This window comes from Caballeronia choica, assembly GCF_001544535.1.
Taxonomy (GTDB): domain Bacteria; phylum Pseudomonadota; class Gammaproteobacteria; order Burkholderiales; family Burkholderiaceae; genus Caballeronia; species Caballeronia choica.
Genome location: NZ_FCON02000002.1, coordinates 25,799 through 43,949, shown reverse-complemented (window position 1 = coordinate 43,949; position 18,151 = coordinate 25,799). Strand labels below are relative to the sequence as shown.

General features: G+C 62.0%; 18 protein-coding genes. 6 read left to right on the top strand and 12 right to left on the bottom strand.

All coding sequences use genetic code 11. The features are described 5' to 3' along the window. Window positions 1-31: 31 nt before the first annotated feature. The 5 genes from AWB68_RS01315 to AWB68_RS01295 all read right to left on the bottom strand — a co-directional run bounded on the left by AWB68_RS01315 (window position 32) and on the right by AWB68_RS01295 (window position 6,120). A complete protein-coding gene (locus tag AWB68_RS01315; protein WP_087642567.1) occupies window positions 32-1,219 on the bottom strand; it encodes a porin in 1,188 nt (395 codons plus the stop codon). Between the two features lie 107 nt (window positions 1,220-1,326). After that, window positions 1,327-2,691, bottom strand: coding sequence for an MFS transporter (locus AWB68_RS01310; protein WP_087642566.1), 1,365 nt, complete (start codon window positions 2,689-2,691; stop codon window positions 1,327-1,329). Between the two features lie 102 nt (window positions 2,692-2,793). After that, the gene (fahA, locus tag AWB68_RS01305) at window positions 2,794-4,128 is read right to left on the bottom strand and encodes a fumarylacetoacetase (protein ID WP_087642565.1); all 1,335 of its coding nucleotides are present in this window, start codon (window positions 4,126-4,128) and stop codon (window positions 2,794-2,796) included. Next, window positions 4,118-5,353: a CaiB/BaiF CoA transferase family protein gene (locus AWB68_RS01300; RefSeq protein ID WP_087642564.1), complete on the bottom strand. Its 1,236-nt coding sequence runs from the start codon at window positions 5,351-5,353 to the stop codon at window positions 4,118-4,120. Before AWB68_RS01300 ends, fahA begins: the two co-directional genes overlap by 11 nt. 2 nt (window positions 5,354-5,355) lie before the next feature. Continuing rightward, window positions 5,356-6,120 carry an enoyl-CoA hydratase/isomerase family protein gene (locus AWB68_RS01295; RefSeq protein WP_087642563.1) on the bottom strand — a complete coding sequence of 255 codons (765 nt, stop codon included), beginning with the start codon at window positions 6,118-6,120 and terminating at the stop codon, window positions 5,356-5,358. A gap of 335 nt (window positions 6,121-6,455) precedes the next feature. On the opposite strand from AWB68_RS01295, the gene AWB68_RS01290 reads away from it, so the two are divergent. Beyond that, a complete protein-coding gene (locus AWB68_RS01290) occupies window positions 6,456-7,139 on the top strand; it encodes a TetR/AcrR family transcriptional regulator (protein ID WP_087642661.1) in 684 nt (227 codons plus the stop codon). Between the two features lie 51 nt (window positions 7,140-7,190). On the opposite strand, the gene AWB68_RS01285 is transcribed toward AWB68_RS01290, so the two are convergent. Both AWB68_RS01285 and AWB68_RS01280 read right to left on the bottom strand, forming a co-directional pair. Continuing rightward, a complete protein-coding gene (locus AWB68_RS01285) occupies window positions 7,191-7,592 on the bottom strand; it encodes a tautomerase family protein (protein WP_087642562.1) in 402 nt (133 codons plus the stop codon). A gap of 49 nt (window positions 7,593-7,641) precedes the next feature. Further along, window positions 7,642-8,664, bottom strand: a complete 1,023-nt coding sequence (locus tag AWB68_RS01280) for an alpha/beta hydrolase (protein ID WP_235028151.1) — start codon at window positions 8,662-8,664, stop codon at window positions 7,642-7,644. Here AWB68_RS01280 and AWB68_RS01275 point away from each other — a divergent pair. The 3 genes from AWB68_RS01275 to AWB68_RS01265 all read left to right on the top strand — a co-directional run bounded on the left by AWB68_RS01275 (window position 8,652) and on the right by AWB68_RS01265 (window position 10,574). Then, window positions 8,652-9,455 (top strand): alpha/beta fold hydrolase, encoded by an 804-nt coding sequence (locus AWB68_RS01275; RefSeq protein WP_087642560.1) that lies wholly within the window; start codon window positions 8,652-8,654, stop codon window positions 9,453-9,455. The genes AWB68_RS01280 and AWB68_RS01275 overlap by 13 nt on opposite strands. A 94-nt stretch (window positions 9,456-9,549) precedes the next feature. After that, window positions 9,550-10,032, top strand: a complete 483-nt coding sequence (locus AWB68_RS01270; protein ID WP_087642559.1) for a MarR family winged helix-turn-helix transcriptional regulator — start codon at window positions 9,550-9,552, stop codon at window positions 10,030-10,032. 113 nt (window positions 10,033-10,145) lie between these two features. Next, complete coding sequence (locus tag AWB68_RS01265) at window positions 10,146-10,574, top strand: nuclear transport factor 2 family protein (RefSeq protein WP_087642558.1); 429 nt, start codon at window positions 10,146-10,148, stop codon at window positions 10,572-10,574. A 95-nt stretch (window positions 10,575-10,669) separates the two neighbouring features. Here AWB68_RS01265 and AWB68_RS01260 read toward each other — a convergent pair whose 3' ends face one another. After that, on the bottom strand, window positions 10,670-11,908 hold the full coding sequence (locus AWB68_RS01260; RefSeq protein ID WP_087642660.1) for a CaiB/BaiF CoA transferase family protein: 1,239 nt from the start codon (window positions 11,906-11,908) through the stop codon (window positions 10,670-10,672). Window positions 11,909-12,080: 172 nt separating this feature from the next. Here AWB68_RS01260 and AWB68_RS01255 point away from each other — a divergent pair, with 172 nt between their 5' ends. Continuing rightward, window positions 12,081-12,992: a LysR family transcriptional regulator gene (locus AWB68_RS01255; protein WP_087642557.1), complete on the top strand. Its 912-nt coding sequence runs from the start codon at window positions 12,081-12,083 to the stop codon at window positions 12,990-12,992. A gap of 32 nt (window positions 12,993-13,024) precedes the next feature. Here the strand turns inward: AWB68_RS01255 and AWB68_RS01250 are convergent, their stop codons facing one another. Genes AWB68_RS01250 through AWB68_RS01240 form a run of 3 tightly spaced genes read right to left on the bottom strand, consistent with a single transcriptional unit; the run spans window position 13,025 to window position 15,661 of the window. Next, the gene (locus AWB68_RS01250; protein WP_087642556.1) at window positions 13,025-13,795 is read right to left on the bottom strand and encodes an SDR family oxidoreductase; all 771 of its coding nucleotides are present in this window, start codon (window positions 13,793-13,795) and stop codon (window positions 13,025-13,027) included. A 13-nt stretch (window positions 13,796-13,808) separates the two neighbouring features. Further along, on the bottom strand, window positions 13,809-14,780 hold the full coding sequence (locus tag AWB68_RS01245; RefSeq protein WP_087642555.1) for a zinc-binding alcohol dehydrogenase family protein: 972 nt from the start codon (window positions 14,778-14,780) through the stop codon (window positions 13,809-13,811). 26 nt (window positions 14,781-14,806) lie between these two features. After that, window positions 14,807-15,661 (bottom strand): alpha/beta fold hydrolase, encoded by an 855-nt coding sequence (locus AWB68_RS01240; RefSeq protein ID WP_087642554.1) that lies wholly within the window; start codon window positions 15,659-15,661, stop codon window positions 14,807-14,809. 171 nt (window positions 15,662-15,832) lie between these two features. On the opposite strand from AWB68_RS01240, the gene AWB68_RS01235 reads away from it, so the two are divergent. Then, the gene (locus tag AWB68_RS01235) at window positions 15,833-16,465 is read left to right on the top strand and encodes a CGNR zinc finger domain-containing protein (protein ID WP_087642553.1); all 633 of its coding nucleotides are present in this window, start codon (window positions 15,833-15,835) and stop codon (window positions 16,463-16,465) included. A 35-nt stretch (window positions 16,466-16,500) separates the two neighbouring features. Here the strand turns inward: AWB68_RS01235 and AWB68_RS01230 are convergent, their stop codons facing one another. After that, window positions 16,501-18,111, bottom strand: coding sequence for a S10 family peptidase (locus AWB68_RS01230; RefSeq protein WP_087642552.1), 1,611 nt, complete (start codon window positions 18,109-18,111; stop codon window positions 16,501-16,503). Window positions 18,112-18,151: the final 40 nt, after the last annotated feature.

The window sequence follows — 18,151 nt, the reverse complement described above, 5'->3', positions numbered from 1 at the left end:
GGAGATGGCGTTCCACCTTGAGTCCCGTCTCCTAGAACCTGTGCCGCAAGCCGATCGTCGTCGCGACCTGATACCGCGAGTTGGTCCCGCTCGGCCCGCCGACATTGACGATCGCAGCAGTCAACGCGCCGTTCAATGCCTTCTGGTACACCACGGCGCCGTATACGTCCGTGCGCCTGCTGAGCGAGTAGATCAGCCCGGCGTTGAACTGCAGCCAGTGCGGATGCGGACCATCGCTGACATTGGCGATCGACGACGCGCCTTCGACGTCCCCGATGCTGTAGACGGCCGCCACGCCAGCAAGCAGCGCAGGCGTGAACCGGTATTTGGCGTTGACCTCGTAGTTCGACATCGAGAAGCTGGTGTGGTCGGTGTAGCGAAGCTTGGCATAGGTATACGCACCGCCCACCGTGAACGCGTTCAGCGCATAGGCGACGCCCGCCGCCGTTACATCCTGCGAAGTCACCGGGCGCACGTAGAAGATGGCCGTCGGGTTCGCGTAGTCGCCCACCACTGCGCCCGACGTATTGCTGCCGTCGGTGCTGCCCGCCGACGGGTTGCTGAGATGGAAGTGGCCGACGCCCAACGTCAACGCATCGTGCGTGAAGCTGCCGCCGACACTCCACGCGCGGTTGTTCGCGAAGCCGGTTCCGTTCGGGCCGTCGGCCTGATTGCTGAAGGCGTACAAACCGCCAAGCGTGACGCCCCACAGGGTCGGGCTCTGGTACTTGACCGCATTGTTGAGGCGGAACGTGGTGTAGAGATTGTCGATATCGCCGACGTGCGCGCCGTACTGCGTACCCCATTGCCTCGCGGACACGAACGGGCCGACGAAGTCGACGACGGATTCGTATTGACGGCCGAGCGTGACCGTTCCCAGATCCTTGTTGCCCAATCCGACATACGCCTGGCGTCCAAACAGACGGGAACCCTGCAACAAGGTTCCGTTCGCAACACTGAAGCCGTTTTCCAGCACGAACACCGCCACATTGCCGCTACCAAGGTCCTCGGTGCCACGAAGGCCCCAGCGCGATGGAACGCCGATGCCGCTCGTTTCCTGAATCTTGCGTCCGCCAACGGCGCCGAGCTTGGGTGCAACGTTGTTGGCGTAGCTGATGCCTGCATCGACCAGCCCATAAAGTGTCACGCTGCTTTGAGCAAGCGCGGCCACCGGCGTCAACGCGACAAGCGCGCCTGCCAGCCGCACGGAAGGTTTCATGAAGATCTCCTTTTTTATTCGTATGTCTAGTTATTTGGTGCTGGCCATCTTGCATCCCACGCAACAAGCCAGCCAGCGAGACGCATTGTCACGCCATGCGAGGAGGTTCAGGCGGGTTCGTGTCCCGGCGTCGCCGCGCCTGCCTGCTGCTTGCGAGCCGCGAACGGAATACCCATCGTCAGGATGATCACCGCGAGCGCCTGGACTACGGCCGCCGTGACAAATCCGCTCGTGTAGCTGCCGGAGACGTCGCGCACATAACCCGTCAACCAGGGCGTGAGAAATCCGGCGACGTTGGCCACCGAGCTGATCAGCGGCACACCCAATGCCGCCGCCTTGCCGTGCAGGAAGCGCACGGGAATCTGCCAGAACAGCGATATGCCCGCTCCCGTTCCGGCGAGCGCGAGCACCAGTGTGATGAACGTCGCTTGACGGCTGCTGTGCCACACGAAGACGAGCACCAGCAAACTCGCGACGCTGAGGAGCGACGCCATCGCGCAGTGCCACCGCACATCGCGATAGCGGCTTGCGAAGGTCGAGAACGCAATGTTGCCGAGCGCGCCGAGTACGCATATGGCTGCAATCGCATTGCCGATTGCGCTGTAACCGCCGAAACCGGCTTCGTGAAGGATCGTCGGGATAAAGAAGCTCAGCGCGGCGTTGGCGGTCAGGATGCAGAAATACGCGGCGGAAAGGACCCAGACCACCGGGTTCGCGAGCAACGAACCTGACCGGCTTGCGGTCGAGGCGACACCCGCGACGTCCCGCGCGACGTCATCCTGGATCAGGCGCCGCTGCTGGGCCGACAGCCACCGCGCGGTGCCCGGTCCGTCCGGAAGCACGACGAACGCGAGACAGCCCATCAGGACCGTCGGTATGGCCTGGATGAGGAACATCCAGCGCCATCCGGCAACACCCCACTGGCCGCTCATGTGGTCGAGCACGAACCCGCCGCTCAGCCCCACGGCGACCGTCGAGCAGATCGCCGCCGAATGAAAGATGCTGAAGTTGCGCGTGCGCCGCTTCGACGGGAACCACTGGTTCAGGTACAGGATGACGCCGGGATAGAAGCCGGCTTCGAATGCGCCAAGGAGAAAGCGCAGCACATAGAACATCCCCGCGCTTTTGACGAACATCATCGCGACACTGGTGACGCCCCATCCGAAGGCGATCGCCGAAATCGTCGAGCGCGCGCCGACGCGTTGCTGAACCATCGAACTCGGCACGCCGAACACCACGTATCCAAGGAAGAACAGTCCCGCGCCAAGTCCATACACGGTCTCGCTGAAGTGCAGATCCGACAGCATCTGCAGTTTGGCGAACGACACGTTTGCGCGGTCGACCCACGCAAGCAGCCACAGGCCAAACAGGATCGGCATGATCCGCCACTCCGCGGCCCGATAGGCATCGCGCAGCACAAGGTCTGACTCCGCGCCGGCTGCTGGCGCCTCTGTTTCCAACAATGCGTTCATCGATTCGTCTCCTGATCCGCGGGCCCAGGTGTCATGCCTGTCCCGCTCCATGTCTCGTGTGTCGTGTGTCGCAACCGGCTGTTCCAAAGGGATTGAACCCAATCAGTCCCAGCTCGCGGGAAGCACTTCTCCGCGGTTCTCGCCAAAGCCGATTCGCGCGTAACCGGGTCGTTCGCACCAGCCGGTCATCACGACGACATCGCCGTCGTCGAGAAACGCGCGCGTTTCGCCCGTGGCCAACCGTATGGGTGAACGGCCCGCTTGCGTCAGTTCGATCAACGCGCCAGCCTCGTCCTGCGCCGGACCCGAGATCGTTCCGCTTCCCAGCAGATCGCCGCTGCGAAGATTGCATCCGCCGACGGTGTGATGTGTGACCATCTGCGCGACCGTCCAGTACTGGTGTCGAAAACTGGTGCGCGAAAGGCGCGTGGCCGGCAAGCCGTCACGCCGATGGTTCTCCGTCTCGAGCGCGACTTCCAGTTGAATGTCGATCGCACCATCGGCGGCCAGCGCTGGCGTCGACAGATAGGCAAGCGGCTGTGGCTCATCGGGCGAGCGCGCCCATGCCGCACGATAAGGGGCAAGCGCATCCATCGTGACGATCCATGGCGACAGCGTAGTGGCGAAATTTTTCGCGAGGAACGGGCCGAGCGGGACCGACTCCCACGCCTGGATATCGCGCGCCGACCAGTCGTTGAGCAGGCAGAGTCCGAATACGTGCTGCTCAGCCGACCCAACGGGAATACGCGTGCCCTGCCCGTTCCCGACCCCGATGAAAATGCCCAGTTCGAGTTCGTAGTCGAGCCGCGCGCACGGCCCGACCTCGGGACTGCGCGCGCCCTCGGCAAGACGCTGGCCGTACGGCCGCCGCACCTGCTGTCCGGCAATCCCGATGCTCGACACACGCCCGTGGTACGCGACGGGCATCCATTGGAAGTTCGGCGCCAGCGTGCCGTCCGGGCGCAACAGCTTGACGATGTTGCGCGCGTGATCGATCGACGTATAGAAATCCGTGTAGTCGCCGATCCGCGCCGGCAAGCCGTATTCCGCATCGGCTTGCGGCACGAGGCACCGCCCGAGTGCCTCAGTCACGGGTCCCGAGCGTCCGCTGCGATGCTGCGCGCTGAACAGTTCGAACAGCGCATGCCGCAGCGCACGCCATGCATCGGCGCCCATCGCGAAGAAGTCGTTCAACGCCGGCTGCATGCACGCACGCGCAGCCTGTGCCGCAAGCCCTGACAGGCAGTTCGCCTCGCTCAGCGCGCTCAGGTCGATCACCCGATCGCCAAGCGCGACCCCGCCGCGAAAAGCCTCGGCCGTCCCGGCGCGCCGAAAGATCCCAAACGGCAGGTTCTGCAACGGGAACGGCGTTGCGCCGTCGTTCGCCGAAGCGAGCCAGCTCGTCGCGGTGACGTCATGCGTATGGTCAAGCTTCATCGAACTCACCGCGCAGGCTATTGCGGCTCAACAGGATCCTGCGTTGCCGCAGTTCCTGGATCAGCGCCGGGTCCATGTTGCGCTCGGCGAGCAGTTCGACGTTGTGCTCTCCCTGAAACGCCGGGACGCCCGGCTGCGGCAACGTCGCAACGCTGAAGCGCCACGGCGGCCCGGGCATGCGCATCGTCCCGCCCGCGCGATTGTCGACTTCCACGATGGCGCCCCAGTCGGCCGCCCACTCGGACTCCGCCAGTTCGCGGGTGCTGCGTACGACGCCGATCGCCAGTCCCTGCTCACTGACCTGCGCCTGCAGTTCCTCGAGATCGGTGAACGTGAGAATCCACGCGCGTACTTCAGCGAGCAGCGCATCGAGGTTCTGCCGGCGCAACGGCGCGGTCGCAAAGCGCGGGTCGCTCAGCAGATCGGTTCGCCGCATCATCGAACAGAAGCGAAGGAACATCGGCGTGTAGATCGGGCTGGCCGCGATCGTGACCTGACGCCCGTCCGGCAGCATGAAGATGTGAGACTCCGGCGCGCTCAATGCAGGCGGCTCGCCGTTCGTGTCGACACCCGAAAGCTGGGCGCCGGCGCGCTCGTTGACGGCCAGCATGGTCGCCGCCATCGACACGTCGACGTGCTGCCCCTCGCCCGTCTGATTGCGGTGCGCAAGCGCAGCCAGCACCGCGATCGCGCCGTGCAGGCCGGTGTAGACATCCGCGTGACTGCACGCATCGTTCTTCAGTGCATCGGGCGTGTAGCCGTAATGCTCGCGCAGGATGTCGGTCAGGCCCGTCTCCGCCTGCACAGTCGGTGCGAACGCGGGCCGGTTGCGCCACGGTCCCGTTTGCCCATAACCGCTCATCGAAACATAGACGACGGCAGGATTGAATTCGCGCACCTGCTCATAGCCAAGCCCGAAGCGCGCGAGGGTACCGGGGCGAAAGTTCTCCACGATCACGTCTGCTTCACGGCACAGGTCGGTCACGATCGCGCGGGCCTCGGGCCAGTTCAGGTCGAGACTGAGATTGCGCTTGCCCGCATTCTGCTGCGCGTAGTAGACCGACATCGTGCCGATATGCGGCACGCCGCCTCGTCCCGAGTCGCCGCCGGGCGGCTCGATCTTGGTGACTTCGGCACCCAGGTCGCGCAGCGTCTTCGTGCATAGCGGCCCCGCCAGAACCCGCGTGAAGTCGATGACTTTCAGTCCGTCAAGAGGTGCTCCCATGATCAGTTCCCCTCGAAGACGGCCGAGCCCGGACCGGTTTTCGCAAACGCTGTGAGTCCGCGCTTCTGGTCGGCGCTTTCCCACATCAGGTTGTTGGTGTCGGTCTGTTGCGCATCCGCGCCCGCGATGCCGTGGCGCGCCGACAAGTTGGCGAGCGTCTTGATGCCTCTGAGGGCGACGGTCGGACCCGCCGCCAGTTGCCGCGCCCACGACATCGACACAGCCGGCAATTCGGACTCCGCCGTGACGAGATTGATGACGCCCCAGCGTTCCAGCGCGACCGGGTCGTGGCGCCGGCCGAACATCGCCATTTCCTTTGCGCGAGCCAGGCCCGCGCGCTGCACGACGCGCTGCACGCCGCCGAGCAGCGGGAGCAGGCCCAGCGTGGACTCGGCCATCCCGAAGAACGCGGTATCGGCGGCCACGATCATGTCGCAGGTCAGCGCCAGCTCCAAGCCGCCGCCTAGTGCGCCGCCGTGAACGGCTGCTACGGACGGAAGGGGCACGTTTTCAAGCGCGTCGAGCAACGCGTCGAGCCCGGCCTGATCGCGCCGCCGTCCGCCGCCCGCAAATCCGGCGACGTCGGCACCCGCGCAAAAGTGGCGCATCGCGCTGCGCAGCAGAATCGACCGGCAGCCGTGCTCGACGGCCTGGCCATACGCGTCCAGCATATCCTTGAGGAACGCGTCCTCGATCAGGTTATGCGGCGGCTTTGACAGCGTGACGACGCCGACTGCGCCGTCCTTTTCAAACGTGACAGTGCTCATGTGCTTTCCTGCGTTCGGGCCCGACGCATCATCAGTCAGGCGGGTTAAGACGATCGATTGATTTAAATAGGATCGCAAACTACGGAAGCGCCGTTCCGCCACCAGATTGCCAAGCTTGCACTGGCACGCCAATCGCAAATCAGCTCCGCTTGCATTAATGATAACAGTGTTAACTTAGATGCAAATAAGGGTATTCCCGCAATCTTTTAACGGCACTACTCACGTTGCCAAATGATCTTCGCGGATGGCATCGGCCCCAGTCAGCAAGCGCGTTGCGCGCGCAGAATTCGCGCGCCTATAATTGCCTGCCATCCATCACTGTCCACTGCCAACCCGTGAGCCCGAAACCTTCTGCGGCCGTACCCTATCATCATGGAAACCTGCGCCAGGCGCTGATCGTGGAAGGCCGCCGCGCGCTCGAAGAGATCGGCGCCCATGAGTTGAGCCTTCGATACCTTGCCCGGGCTGTCGGTGTATCGGAAGCGGCGCCGTCGCGCCATTTCGCCGGCAAGGAAGGCCTGCTGGCGGCGATTGCAGCCGACGGATGGCGGGATCTAGCCGCCCTGCGCCGCGAGATCGTGACTTCCGAACACACGGCGATGACGGCCGCGTACAGGATGTTGCGCGTGTATGTCGAGTTCGCCCAGAGCCACAAGGGACTATTCGATCTGATGGTGGGTCCTCGCATCGTCGCACGGGATTCGTATCCGGAACTTAGCGAGGAAGGCTCCGTTTCGTTCGGGCTGTTCGCCTCGTCGGTCGAGCAGGCTGCACTCGAAAACGGCTGGCCTACGAGTGCGCTTACGCTGGTCACGCATGCAGCGTGGAGCATGGAACACGGGCTTGCCACGCTCATCCTCTCGGATCGCGTCCCGCGATCCGATCGGCCCGTTCAGGTTGACCACATGATTCACTTCACCATCGGCATGTTCCTGAGCGCCGTCGCGGCAGGGCCCGACTACCTCGAGAAAATGCTCGGACAGTTGCCGGACATGGCCGGTCAAGCCGAAGCGCGGTGAGAGCCTGAAACCGCGCGTAGACTTACGACGGCTTGCCGGAGCGCACGCTTGTCACCACTTCGGCGCCGTATCCGCCAACTGCGCAATCCCCCGGCCGAACGAAAAATTCTCGTTGGGCACCGGCACCAGCGCGATGAAGACATCGTCAGGCGAAACGCCGACGTCCCGTTCCAGCAGACGGGTAATCGCAGCCAGCAGTGCCTTCTTGTCCGACGAAGGCCGATGCGCCCCGATCATCACCGTGACGATCATTGCGTTCTCTGTTCGTTTCATCTCCATGAACGAGGGATCGATGAACAGTTCGTCGTCGCCGTGTTCGCTGAGCATCACGAACCGGTCTCCCTTGGGAATATCGAGTGCCTCAACCAGCGATTGGTTGAGTGCGTTGCCCATCGCAATCTTCTGTTCGCGGGTAAAGCGCCCCTTGGGAATATGCGCGTGAAATACTGGCATGTGAGTTCTCCATTTGACTCAAGTGATTACAGTACAACCTTCCAGCCGTCTAATGCGCTTGCCGCCGAGGCGCGTCGCCATCGGCGAGATGGGCGATGAACCAGTCGACAGCAGCGCCGCTTGCCAAAGCAAACGCCGCGTCATACGGATCGAAGTGATGACCGGGGACCAGCACGAGTCGCTTCGGTTCGAGCGCGCGTTCGTAGGCTTCGAGTTCGAGATCGGTCATGGTCACGCGATCGTCGCGGGCAACGATCATCAACAAGGGCGTTGGCGATATCCGGCTGACCCACACGCCGGGCTCGTACATGCTCGCGGCAAAGGACGATCGGACCGTGACACTGTTATCCCACGACGCACCGTTTAGCTCCCGCGTATAGAAGGCGACCGCTTCGGGCGAACGATACGCCGCAGGTACGCTCGGGTCCGCGCTTGCAACGGCCTGAACGCGGGGAGGTTGTCCACGGTGCTGCTCGCGGAGATCGTCGGTCAACGAAGCGAGAAATCCTGGCATCATGTCGGGCGCAACGCGGCGCCGGACCTGCTCGAATCCGCTGATGGTGGGAACCTGCGAGACAACGCACTTGACGCGGCGGTCCGTGGCGCCAAGAACGAGTGCGTGTCCGCCGCTGAAACTGGTGCCCCATATTCCGATTCGCTCAGGGTCGACCTCGGGCCGATTTTCCAGGTACGTGATAGCTCTTCTCCAATCGGCAATTTGCGCCCAAGGATCGATGTCCTGACGCGGCGTTCCTTCGCTCGCGCCAAAATTTCGATGGTCGTGAACCAGGACGACGAAGCCAGCTTCCGCGAAAGCGGCTGCGAATCGGTCCAGACCATGCTCCTTGACGCCGGCAAAGCCGTGACACATCGACACCGCGGCGCGGCGCTCCGATCCCGCCGGCACATATAACCAGCCGCGCAAGGCAACCCGGTCCTCTCCCACAAACTCTATCTCGGTCCTGGTGATCATGCCGCACTCCATCTTTACAATAGGTTGATATGCGCATATTATGACCGTGAACGAAGTTTGACAAGCACGCTTTCGAGGAGCCGGGCATGACGGCAGCATCTGATGTGACGAATGGATCGAATCAACCGCACTACGACGCGCTGATTTTCATTCATGGCTTTCTCGACAGTCGCGCCGTCTGGGACGAATTGATCGGCGCGCTTGCGCCCTTCTCCGTGCCCATGGTCGCGCCCGATCTTCGCGGCGCGGGTGATCGTCGCGACGAAGACGACGGATGTACCTTGGCGCAGGCGGTATCGGACATCCTGCATTTGCTCGATGAATCGCGCCTTTCACGAGTGGCGTTGATCGGACATAGCATGGGTGCCCAGATCGCGGAACTCGTCGCCAGCGAACGCCCCGGACACGTCGCCTCGTTGACGCTGATCACACCGACGCCCTTGCGCGGAAACACATTGCCGGACGAAGTACGCAACCTGCTGCGAGAAAGCGGTGACGATCCCGTTGCGCAACGAGGAATTCGTGCTTCTTTCTCGACCAATCTGAATGATGCACAGCTCGATTCACTGGTTACGCCTGGCGTATTGATGAGCAACGGTGCGGTTCGCCAGTATTACGACGCGTTCACGCTAGGCGATCCGCGCGGCAACGAACCGTGCACGTATCGCGGCCCTACACTGGTCATCGGAGCACAGGACGATCCTGTGATCACGCTCGACCAGATTGCCGCAGCATGCCGCGAGCGCTTTCCGTCGGCGAAGTTTCGCGTCGTGGCTCGTTCCGGCCACTGGCCGCATCTGGAGCAATCCGCACAGACCGCGCAACTGATTGCGCGCCACCTCGGATGGTTGCAGCCCGACTCGATCAAGCGCGAAAACGCACTGCTCTAACCGAATCCGCTGAATCCTGTGCGACGGCGCCTGGGTAGAAGCTGTCGATTCATGCATCTATTCCGTTGGTCGACGAAACGTGAGCGAATACGAAATGCCAATCCGCCAAGAACCGCTGGAAGACATCGATGGCCTCTGCAATTGCCTCGCCGCGCGTAAGGCATCGCGGTATCTGACAGCCGTATATGACCAGGCGCTTAGCCCCGTGAACCTGCGTGCCACGCAGTTTTCCATCCTGTACAAGCTCGCCAAAGACGGGCCGCTGACGATCGGCGAACTGGCCGCCGCGATGGCGATGGATCGCACGACGCTGTCGTCGAACCTGAAGCCGCTCGATCGTGAAGGTTTGCTCGAGAGGGTGCCCGGACAGGATCGCCGGGTGAAGAACGTCATGATTACCGACGCAGGCGTATCGCGATATCGCGAGGCGTTCCCGCTTTGGCAAGCGGTTCAGCAGGAATTCGAAGGGCATTACGGTGAAAAGCGCGCAGTCACATTGCGCAACTCATTGCGCAATGTCCTGCAGAGCGGCTTTAGCCCTTGGGCGGAAAACGAAGGCGCAACGCCCAACGACTAGAAACGGCGCCGGGCGGACAGGCGTCGGCGGTGTATGCCGCCTGATCGGCGACATCCCCATCATGTCCGCGCAATCGCACATCAACCATCTTGCATGGGACCGGAGTCAAGCGCATGAAGCACCCCCACATCATTGAAGCATGCCGGAAGGCGTTCACCGGATTCGAACGTAACGACAAAACCGACCTCGTTGCGTTACTTGCCGACGACATCGTCTTTGAGTTCTCCGACTCACTCCCTTATGGCGGAACCTACGAGGGAAAACAGGAGTTTCTTGCATTCTGGAAGCACGTGTACCAGAAGTGGGAGTCGTTCAACTACGACGCCAGAGCAGTCCTCGAAGCAGACGACTACATTATCGTTCCCGTCATTGCCCGTGCAAAAGCGCTCAACGGCTACTCGATGCAAAACGAACATCTGTTCCTGTTCGAAGTGCGCGACGGACGGATCGTCCACGGCCGTCTCTATGCCGACACCGCACGAGGCCGAGACATACTTGAAGACAGGCCGCCCAAGCGCTACCCGAAATTGGTCGTCGGATAAGGCGCTTGTCCATCATTGGTCGAAGCGGCGTGACCCGGTGGTGATCCTCGGGGCCTGCCGCTCCGCACAGCGAGTCTGCAATTCGGCTGCGCCCGTCAGATGATCCGATTGTGACGCAGCGCTTCGATTTCAGCACCGGACATATCGAGCCACGCGTCCAGCACCTCTTCAGTATGCGCGCCGAGCATCGGCGGAGCGTGCCGGTATTGCACTGGCGACTCCGACAGCCGAATCGGATTCGCGACCAACGACACGTTCTCGGACAGAGGGTGCGCCATCTCGATGCGCATCTCGCGCGATTGCACGTGCGCGTCCTCGAACACCTTGTCGATGGTATTGACCGGCCCGCACGGAACCCCCGCCGCTTCCATGATGGAAATCCATTCACCGGTGGTGCGGCCCGCCGTGACACCGCAGATCAATGCGATCAGTTCGTCGCGATGCTTCACCCGTTGCGGATTGCGCGCAAAGCGTTCGTCGCTGGACCACTCCGGTCTGCCCAGTGCTGCACAGCACTTCGCGAACTGGCCGTCGTTGCCGACCGCGATGATCATGTAGCCGTCGGCTGTCGGGAAATCCTGATAGGGCACGATGCTCGGGTGAGCGTTCCCCATCCGCTTCGGCACCACGCCGCCAATCAGATAGCTGGCAGCCTGGTTGGCAAGACAGGCGATCTGCACATCCAGCAATGCGAGGTCGATATGCTGTCCTTTGCAGGTACGCTCGCGGTGTGCCAGAGCCGCCTGAATCGCGACTGTCGCATACAGCCCTGTCATGATGTCCGTCAACGCGACGCCGACTTTCAGCGGACCTTCTCCGTCCGCGCCATCGGCACGCCCCGTCAGGCTCATCAGTCCGCCCATGCCCTGCATCAGGAAGTCGTAGCCGGCGCGTGGAGCGTAAGGTCCGGTCTGTCCGAAGCCCGTGATCGAGCAGTAGACCAGTCGGGGATTCACTTCGTCGAGACTCGCGTAGTCAAGACCGTACTGGCTCAGTCCGCCGACCTTGAAGTTTTCGATAAGGACATCCGCCTTGCTCGCAAGTTGCTTGACCAGTGCCTGTCCTTCGGGCTGGCTCAAGTCTACTGTCACGGATCGCTTGTTGCGATTGGCGCTCATATAGTAGGCCGATTCCCCCGTTGCGTCGCCGTCGGCGTCCGCAAGCCAGGGCGGCCCCCATGTGCGCGTATCGTCACCCGTTCCGGGACGTTCGACCTTGATGACGTCCGCCCCGAGATCGGCGAGCAATTGGCCGGCCCACGGCCCCGCGAGCACACGCGAGAGGTCGAGGACACGGAGGCCCGCAAGCGCTCCCTGCTGCAAGGGTCCGGACATCGAAGCCGGCTCGAATGACGCGGACTTGTGCTCAATACTCATTTCATCTCTCAACTTGAATCAGCGGATGTTGTCAATTTATCCACAATTCTCCCGCCTCACAAACGACTTGTTCGCACCGACCTGTGCGAAACTCGCACAATTGAATTGGCAACCTGTGTGAGCAGCTACCATGCGTCGAAAGATTCCTTCTACGGCCGCCCTGTCCGCATTCGAGACGGCAGCGCGCCATCAAAGCTTCACCAAGGCCGCAGATGAACTGGCGGTAACGCAAAGCGCGATATGCCGGCAGATTGCGTCGCTGGAAGATTTCCTCGGGTTGAAGCTATTCAGACGCGACCGGCGCGGAGTGGCACTGACCGAAGCCGGTTTGACCTATAGCCGCAGAGTGGCGGCCCGCCTCGACGAGGTCGAGCGGGACACGCTGGAACTAATGGCCAAAGGCGACCAGGGTGCCACGCTGGAACTGGCAGTCGTGCCCACGTTTGCCACGAAGTGGCTGTTGCCCAGACTGCCGCAATTCATCAACGAGCACCCCGGGATAACGGTCAATCTCACATCGCGTGCACGTCCATTCTTGTTCGACGGCACCGGATTTGACGCGGCGATCCACGCCGGCACCGCAACATGGCCGGGAACGGAAGGCCAGTTCCTGATGCGGGAGACGCTGATTGCTGCGTGCAGCCCGCATCTGATCACTCGGCGAACCCGGCTGACGGCCGCGGACTGGCAACGTTACACGCTGCTGCAGCAGAGCACCCGCCCCTACGCATGGCGCGAGTGGTTTGCGTCTCGCGGCATGCAGGTCGACGGAGACATGTCGGGCCCCCGCTTCGAACTGTTTTCGATGCTCGCCGAAGCGGCCGTCCATGGCATGGGCATTGCGCTGATTCCGCGACTGCTCATCGAGGACGAATTGCGGCGCGGTGTCCTCGTCCAGGCGACCAAGCATGAGCAGCCGAGCGAGCGCTCGTACTACCTGACCTTTCCCGAAAGCAAGTCCGACAATGCGGCGCTGAGCGCGTTTCGTGGTTGGGTCGAGGGGCAGGCAAGGCAATACAGGGAAGCGACCGGATTGGGATAGTCGGGGAGCCTGGGGCGGGCTCTGCCCCTTTCTCATATCGACTTCACTTCCCCGCCGTCCATGCGTAACGTCGTCCCCGTCATCCATCGGACAGCGGGCGACACGACGAACGCCATCAACTCCGCGATTTCCTCTGGCGTGCCATAACGCGCAATGCCTGCTTCGACCGGAAATCGTGCCGTCGCTTCCTCCACCGTCATGTCGTGCAGAGGCGCCCAATGTTCGAGATACGAGCGCCGTCGTCCGGTCATCACGGGGCCGGGCAGCACGCTGTTCACTTGCACCCCGTCCGCGATGCCGCGATCCGCGAACGCTTTCGCCAGCGCGACGATGGCGGCGTTGATCGTACCGACCGCCGCGTAGGGCGCCTTCGGAAACAGCGCGGAGTTGCCCGACATCAGCACGACCGCGCCGGAATTCGCCTTCAACGAGGGCCATGCCGCAATCGTCAGACGTCGCGCGCCATGGAGCTTTAACGCCAGGCCGTCGTGCCATTGCTCATCGGTCATGGCGAAGACGTCGATCTGCGGCACCGCGCCCGCGATGTTCAATAGTGCGTCGATCCGTCCGAACGAAGCGAGCGTTGCATCCACCACCTTTTGCGCGGCATCGGCCAGTGCAAGATCGATGTCGATGGCGAGCGCATGCGCCCCCGCCTGCCGGACTGCGTCGGCAGTCTGTTCGAGATTTTCCCGGTTGCGTGCGACGAGCACGATCGACGTGAAATCGCGCGCGAGCCGCACGGCCGTCGCGCGTCCGATCCCCTGGCTCGCGCCGGTGACGATGGCTACCTTGCTGGACATGTCTCTTCCCCTTTCAATGAACCACGACCATCTTTCCGCCGGCCTCGTTAGCCTCCATCACGCGATGCGCTTCGCGGATCTCGTCGAAAGCGAACACGCGTGACGGCTTCGCGTCGAGGCGACCGGCCGCCACATCAGCGGCAATCGCCTGCAGCGGCACATCGGACAGCGGGAAGCCCGGCGTGCCGAACACGAAGCTGCCGAAGAAAGTCAGATACACGCCGCTCGACATCTGCAAGAGCGGATTGAAATCGGCGATGGGCGCAAGACCGCCGAGCCATCCCGCGAGGCACGCGCGGCCACCGCGACGCAGCATCGCGAGCGAATCGAGGATCGTGCTGTTGCCGACGAGATCGAGCACGGCGTCGATCTGCCTGGCCTCTGCAATACGCTTCGAGAGATCCGCGCTTTCGACTTCGACGCGCGATGCGCCGATTGCTTCGAGCATCGCAAAGCGCGCGGGATTGCGCGTCGTGGCGATCACCTTTGCGCCCGCATTGACAGCGAGCTTGACCGCGGCCTGCCCGAACGACGATGTCGCGCCGCGTATCACCACGGTTTGGCCCTCGACGATTTCGAGGTTGCGAAAGAGACACGTCCAGGCGGTCGCATAGGTTTCGGGAATCGCCGCGAGTTCGGCCCATGGAACGTCGGATTCGATCAGCGCGACGTTCGACACCGGCGCCCGCGTGTACTCGGCATAACTTCCGTTGATGGTCCGCCCGAGGCCGCCCATCAGCGCCGCCACTTTTGCACCGACCGGAAATTCACCGCCCGGACACGACTTCACGATGCCAACGCATTCGATGCCGCTCACCCGGGCCGCTTCCGCCCACTCGCCGCGCCGCATGTGCAGTTCGGCGTGGTTGATGCCGAAGGCCTTGATCTCGATCACCACATGACCTTCCAGCGGCTCGGGCTCAGGAATGTTTGTGTACACGAGGCTATCCAGACCGCCAAATTTTTCGAGGACGATTGCGCGCATGAGTCTTCTCCTTGGATGGTGAGTAGTCAGTGAGCCAGGAAACTGGCGATGGCCGCCGCGATCTCCGCCGCGTGCGTTTCGAGCGCGAAATGGCCCGTGTCGAAGAAGCGCACGTCCGCGTCGGGGATGTCGCGCCTGAAGGCTTCCGCGCCCGCAGGGAGGAAGAACGGGTCGTTCTTGCCCCACACCGCGAGCAAGCGCGGACGGTGCGCGCGGAAATATTCCTGGAACGCCGGATACAACGCGACGTTGTTCCGGTAGTCACCGAACAAGTCGAGTTGAATCTCATGCGCGCCCGGACGGCTCAGGTAGTAGTCATCGAGCGAATAGCCGTCGGGGGACAGCGCTGACGGATCGCTCACGCCGTGCGTGTATTGCCAGGTCGTGGTTTCCTTCGTGAGCAACGCGCGCAGCGCATCGCGGTTTGCCTGCGTGGGCGCTTGCCAATAGGCGCGAATCGGATTCCAGCCGTCGCTCAAACCTTCCTCATACGCGTTGCCGTTCTGCGAAACGATCGCCGTAATGCGCTCCGGATGCTTCAACGCAAGCCGGAAGCCGGTCGGCGCGCCGTAATCGAACACGTAGAGCGCGTAACGATCGAAGCCGATCGTTTCGGTGAAGCGGTCGATCACGCCGGCAAGGTTGTCGAACGTGTAGGCGAAGGTCTGGCGGCTCGGCATGTCCGACAAACCGAAGCCCGGAAGATCGGGCGCGACTATATGAAAGCGGTCCGCGAGCAACGGGATCAGGTCGCGAAACATATGGCTGGAACTTGGAAAGCCGTGCAACAGCAGAAGCTTCGGCGCGTCGGCCGGACCGGCTTCCCGATAAAAAACCTTGAAACCATCGACGTCAATATGACGATGAGAAATCCTGGACATGGCGTGTCTCCCGATGTGGAGGGGTTTGGCTCGAACCGGACGGTTCCAACCAGGCGGCTCATGTAACCTGTAAAACGTTGATAGTGAGGTTACTGAACGATACGGTAACTTGTCAAGACCATTTTTAGCGGTTACGATTAAACCATCGTGACATCGCGCCTGACCTGAAAAATGAACTACCGTGAGATTCCGGCGATCTTTCTCGCCGATGCGCCCGGACTGGATTTCCTGAACTCGGTGGCCACACCGGTGGATGAGCCGATCGACTGGATCGCCGACGGAGAGGGTTTGCTGAGCTGGCTTGAACAGGCGGAGTTCGTACCCGCGGACGTGATCCGGCGCATACGCGGAGAAGCCACGCCGGCCGAACTCGACGAAGTCGCGGCGAAGGCACGCGACTTGCGCGAGTGGTTCAGGACGTTCGTGTACAAGCGAAAGGGACGCCCGTTATCGGCGAAAGACCTGCGCGATCTCGAGCCGCTCAATCGCGTGCTGGAGCGCGATGAGCAGCACGGCGAGATCGTCATCGACGATGCACACAGTGCAACTGGCTTCGCTTTCCACATGCGCCGGCGCTGGCCGGCGGCGGAGTCGTTGCTGATGCCGATCGTCGAAGCACTGGCGAGAGTCGTGTGCGACGAGGACTTCACGCAAGTCAAGGCGTGCGAAGGCCCCGCCTGCACGCTGCTGTTCGCCGATCACACACGCGGCCATGCGCGCCGCTGGTGCAGCATGGCGATCTGCGGCAATCGCGCGAAGGTTGCCGCACATCGCAAGAGGCGCAAGGAAGAAAGCGCTGGTTGAGGGTAGCCGGCTCGCGCTCGATACCGGCCACGCTTTCAGTAAGGCGTGCGGCTGGAACGCCTGCGATATCTCGCAACGCCCGTTATTGCCTTCTGTTCGGGCTGGATCGCAGCCTTGATATTGGCGACATGTGTCTCTGCCTCGCCATAGAACGACGCGAGGTCCGCCTTCATCGCGGTTCTGGACGCATTGTCCAGATAGACCATATGCCCCGACGGGTAATACTTGATCGTCAGGTTGTTCAGCGGCTGCGGGCTTCCCACCGGCATGTACTGAAAATTGATCACAGTCTGGAAGAATGGCGTTACGGCGTCGTAGTAGCCGTTTGCCGAAAACACTCTCAGGTACGGATTGATTTCCATCGCGGCAGCAAGATCGCCCGCCGTGTAGAGGCTTCCGATGCCACCCCGTTGGGCGCCCGTCGGATCGACATGGCTGAAGTCCCAGTTATCGAACGCCAGATCGTTCAGGTCCATGAACGGCGATATCGAGGTGTATTTCAATTCCTCGTTGAGGTACACGTTCCACATCGCCGTATACACGCCGCCCACGGCAGCCATCGTGGGATCGTTGCCGCCCGAGTCCGGCGCGACGTATTCGGCGATGCCGGTGTCGTCGCCCGTCACCCGGCCGTCGTAGGCGCCGATAGCCAGCCCCGCATCCAGCAGGAGGCTCGTCAGGAACACCGAGCCGTTTCCCATCGAGGGGTTGAGCTGCCAGTACTGGAGAACGATGCCCGGGATGCCAAGGATATCGCTGAGATACTTCAGCACGGTGGGATCGACTGTCGGGAAAGCGGCCAATGCGTTCGCATAGGGATCGCTTGCGAACTCTGCCACCTTCTCCATGAAGTCGGGCAAGTCGGCGGGAACCGGGTCGAGCGTCACTTTCTTGTGGAACCAGGCGTCGGCCGCGAACGTCGGCAGAATGCCGATCGGATTGCCCGCTTGGGAATAGTCGAGAATCGAAGACTGCAGGACGATCCCGTTCAAGTCCACGCCGTCCTCGTGCAACAGCCAGGTGAGCACACAGGTGCGCGGCGTTCCATAGGATTCACCAAACAGATACTTCGGCGAGTTCCAACGGTTGAACACTGTCAGATAACGCTTGACGAACTGCTTGATGCAAGTCGCATCCTGGTCGACGCCCCAGAAATCCTTGTTGGTATGAGGCTCGACCGCTGTCGAGTAACCCGTGCCGACCGGATCGATAAACACCAGGTCACTCTGGTCGAGCAGGCTGTCCTGGTTGTCTTCCAGCGCATAGGGCGCCGGCGGCGTGAAGCTCGGCATACTCGTCTTTATCCTTCTCGGTCCGAACGACCCCAGGAGCAGGAAAACCGACGATGAGCCGGGACCGCCGTTATAGAAAAAAGTGACCGGACGCGTGGAAGGCGCCGCGCCATCGACGGTGAACGCCACGTAGAATAATTTCGCGCCAGGCCGTGCGTTATAAGTATCGGTCGTCACGAGATGACCTGCCCGCGCCGTATAGGAAATCGATTTTCCATGAATCTTCAACGTGTGATGCGTGATCGCGGCATTCTCGGTGACATCGGTGATTGAATCGTCCGGACCGTATCCGTATGGCGTCGTATCGACGAGCGGTTCATCAGGTAAAGCATCGTTACGTGCAGCTGTATTCATTACAGACCCCTGAAAGTGACCCAAATTGGTCAGTTAGACG

Coding starts and splice junctions, on each gene's coding strand:
- AWB68_RS01315 (WP_087642567.1), bottom strand. CDS start 1,219: ATGAAACCTTCCGTGCGGCTGGCAGGCGCGCTTGTCGCGTTGACGCCG.
- AWB68_RS01310 (WP_087642566.1), bottom strand. CDS start 2,691: ATGAACGCATTGTTGGAAACAGAGGCGCCAGCAGCCGGCGCGGAGTCA.
- fahA (WP_087642565.1), bottom strand. CDS start 4,128: ATGAAGCTTGACCATACGCATGACGTCACCGCGACGAGCTGGCTCGCT.
- AWB68_RS01300 (WP_087642564.1), bottom strand. CDS start 5,353: ATGGGAGCACCTCTTGACGGACTGAAAGTCATCGACTTCACGCGGGTT.
- AWB68_RS01295 (WP_087642563.1), bottom strand. CDS start 6,120: ATGAGCACTGTCACGTTTGAAAAGGACGGCGCAGTCGGCGTCGTCACG.
- AWB68_RS01285 (WP_087642562.1), bottom strand. CDS start 7,592: ATGCCAGTATTTCACGCGCATATTCCCAAGGGGCGCTTTACCCGCGAA.
- AWB68_RS01275 (WP_087642560.1), top strand. CDS start 8,652: ATGACGGCAGCATCTGATGTGACGAATGGATCGAATCAACCGCACTAC.
- AWB68_RS01280 (WP_235028151.1), bottom strand. CDS start 8,664: ATGCTGCCGTCATGCCCGGCTCCTCGAAAGCGTGCTTGTCAAACTTCG.
- AWB68_RS01270 (WP_087642559.1), top strand. CDS start 9,550: ATGCCAATCCGCCAAGAACCGCTGGAAGACATCGATGGCCTCTGCAAT.
- AWB68_RS01265 (WP_087642558.1), top strand. CDS start 10,146: ATGAAGCACCCCCACATCATTGAAGCATGCCGGAAGGCGTTCACCGGA.
- AWB68_RS01260 (WP_087642660.1), bottom strand. CDS start 11,908: ATGTCCGGACCCTTGCAGCAGGGAGCGCTTGCGGGCCTCCGTGTCCTC.
- AWB68_RS01255 (WP_087642557.1), top strand. CDS start 12,081: ATGCGTCGAAAGATTCCTTCTACGGCCGCCCTGTCCGCATTCGAGACG.
- AWB68_RS01250 (WP_087642556.1), bottom strand. CDS start 13,795: ATGTCCAGCAAGGTAGCCATCGTCACCGGCGCGAGCCAGGGGATCGGA.
- AWB68_RS01245 (WP_087642555.1), bottom strand. CDS start 14,780: ATGCGCGCAATCGTCCTCGAAAAATTTGGCGGTCTGGATAGCCTCGTG.
- AWB68_RS01240 (WP_087642554.1), bottom strand. CDS start 15,661: ATGTCCAGGATTTCTCATCGTCATATTGACGTCGATGGTTTCAAGGTT.
- AWB68_RS01235 (WP_087642553.1), top strand. CDS start 15,833: ATGAACTACCGTGAGATTCCGGCGATCTTTCTCGCCGATGCGCCCGGA.
- AWB68_RS01230 (WP_087642552.1), bottom strand. CDS start 18,111: ATGAATACAGCTGCACGTAACGATGCTTTACCTGATGAACCGCTCGTC.